The organism is Streptomyces sp. MnatMP-M17 (genome assembly GCF_900091995.1).
In the GTDB taxonomy this organism is placed as follows: Bacteria; Actinomycetota; Actinomycetes; order Streptomycetales; family Streptomycetaceae; genus Streptomyces.
This window is the reverse complement of record NZ_FMDK01001140.1, coordinates 1-2,116: the sequence shown is the minus strand read 5'-3', so window position 1 is coordinate 2,116 and position 2,116 is coordinate 1. Positions and strand designations below refer to the sequence as shown.

Annotated in this window: 3 protein-coding genes; all 3 read right to left on the bottom strand. The window is 71.3% G+C overall.

Features of this window, described 5'->3' with window-relative positions:
* A partial coding sequence (locus GA0115259_RS37025) for an acetyl-CoA C-acyltransferase (RefSeq protein WP_093604904.1) occupies positions 1–865 on the bottom strand: 865 nt, incomplete at its 3' end.
* 17 nt (positions 866–882) lie between these two features.
* Positions 883–1,566 (bottom strand): CoA transferase subunit B, encoded by a 684-nt coding sequence (locus GA0115259_RS37020; protein WP_093604902.1) that lies wholly within the window; start codon positions 1,564–1,566, stop codon positions 883–885.
* Positions 1,566–2,116 (bottom strand): CoA transferase subunit A (locus GA0115259_RS37015; protein ID WP_107469412.1); only part of this gene is annotated, 551 nt, incomplete at its 5' end. The genes GA0115259_RS37020 and GA0115259_RS37015, both read right to left, overlap by 1 nt.

The window sequence follows — 2,116 nt, the reverse complement described above, 5'->3', positions numbered from 1 at the left end:
GCTCGATACCGGTGACGGCCGAGGCGCCGATACGGGCCAGCGGCTCGCGTCCGGTCGCCCGCAGCCCGTCCTCGTCGGTGAGCAGCAGGGCCGCCGCGCCGTCGTTGAGCGGCGAGGAGTTTCCCGCGGTGACGGTGCCGCCCTCGCGGAACACGGGCTTGAGCCCGGCCAACGCCAGGTCGGAGGTGTCGTCCCTGATCGACTCGTCACGCGTCGGCGCGATCCCGTCGACCGCCACGGTCTCGCCGCCGTACAGCCCGTCCCGCCAGGCCTGCGCGGCCTTCTGATGGCTGGCCAGTGCGAAGGCGTCCTGGGCGGCGCGGTCGATACCGTACCGGTCGGCGACCAGCTCGGCGCCCTCGCCGAGCGGGACCGTCCACTCCTCGGGCATCCGCGGGTTGACCATCCGCCAGCCCAGCGTGGTCGAGTACATCTGCTGATGCCCGGCCGGGAGCGCGCGCTCCGGCTTGGGCACCACCCAGGGCGCGCGGCTCATCGACTCGACGCCGCCCGCCACGGCGATCGAGGCGTCACCGACCGCGATGGCGCGCGCCGCCTGGATCACCGCCTCCATACCGGAGCCGCAGAGCCGGTTGACGGTGGTGCCGGGCACGGTGACCGGCAGCCCGGCGAGCAGGACGGCCATCCGCGCGACATCGCGGTTCTCCTCGCCGGCGCCATTGGCGTTGCCGAGGAAGACATCGTCGATCCGGGCGGGATCGAGACCGGGCGTACGGGCCACCAGGGCGCGTAGCACGCCGGCGGCGAGATCGTCGGGACGTACACCGCTCAGCGCGCCGCCGTACCGGCCGATCGGGGTCCGTACGGCGTCGACCACGTACACGTCACGCGGACGGTCGGACATGTCTGCTCCGTGAGGTGTCAGCCGCTGACGGCGGGGGGGAGGGCGGCGGGAGAAGGGACGACGGCGGGAGAAGGGACACGGACGGGCGCGGCCGTCCTCGTCCGTACCTCCTCGGGAGTGACACCGGGAGCGCTCTCCACGAGGACCAGGCCCTCCTCGGTGATGTCGAGGACCGCCAGATCGGTGATGACGCGGTGGACGCAGGCACGGCCGGTGAGCGGCAGGGCGCACTCCTGGACGATCTTCGGCGAGCCGTCCTTGGCCGTATGGTCCGTCAGGACGATCACTCGACGGGCCCCATGGATCAGGTCCATGGCTCCGCCCATTCCGCGGATCATCCGGCCGGGAACCGACCAGTTGGCGAGATCGCCGCCCGCCGACACCTGCATGGCGCCCAGCACCGCGATGTCGATATGGCCGCCGCGGATCATCCCGAAGGAGAGCGCGGAGTCGAAGTACGCGGCGCCCGGGAGCACGGTGACTGTCTCCTTGCCCGCGTTGATCAGATCGGGATCGACCGCGTCCGGTGCCGGATAAGGGCCGACGCCCAGGAGCCCGTTCTCCGAGTGGAGGACGACATCGACGCCCTCGGGAAGAAATCCGGGGATGAGCGTGGGCAGCCCGATCCCGAGATTCACATAGGAACCGTCGGTCAGCTCGGCCGCCGCGCGTGCGGCCATCTCTCCGTGCGTCCAGGCCATCAGAGACTCACCGTCCGCTTCTCCACACGCTTGGCGCGGGCCTGCTCGGGAGTGAGCGGCACCACGCGCTGGACGAACACACCGGGCAGATGGACGGCGTCGGGATCCAGCTCGCCCGGTTCGAGCAGCTCCTCCACCTCGGCGATCGTCACGCGCCCGGCCATCGCGGCTAGCGGATTGAAGTTGCGGGCGGCCTTGTTGAAGACGAGATTGCCGTGCCGGTCGCCCTTGGCCGCCCGTACGAGCGCGAAGTCGGTGGTGATCCCGTACTCCAGGACGTACTCGCGCCCGTCGAACACCCGGACCTCCTTGGCCGGTGAGCGCACGGCCACCGAGCCGTCCCGGGCATAGCGCCAGGGCAGTCCGCCGTCCGCGACCTGGGTGCCCACACCGGCCGGTGTGTAGAAGGCGGGAATGCCGCAGCCGCCGGCCCGCAGCCGCTCGGCGAGCGTGCCCTGAGGCACCAGCTCGACCTCCAGCTCACCGCCGAGGTACTGACGGGCGAACTCCTTGTTCTCGCCGATGTACGAGCCGATGACGCGGGCGATCC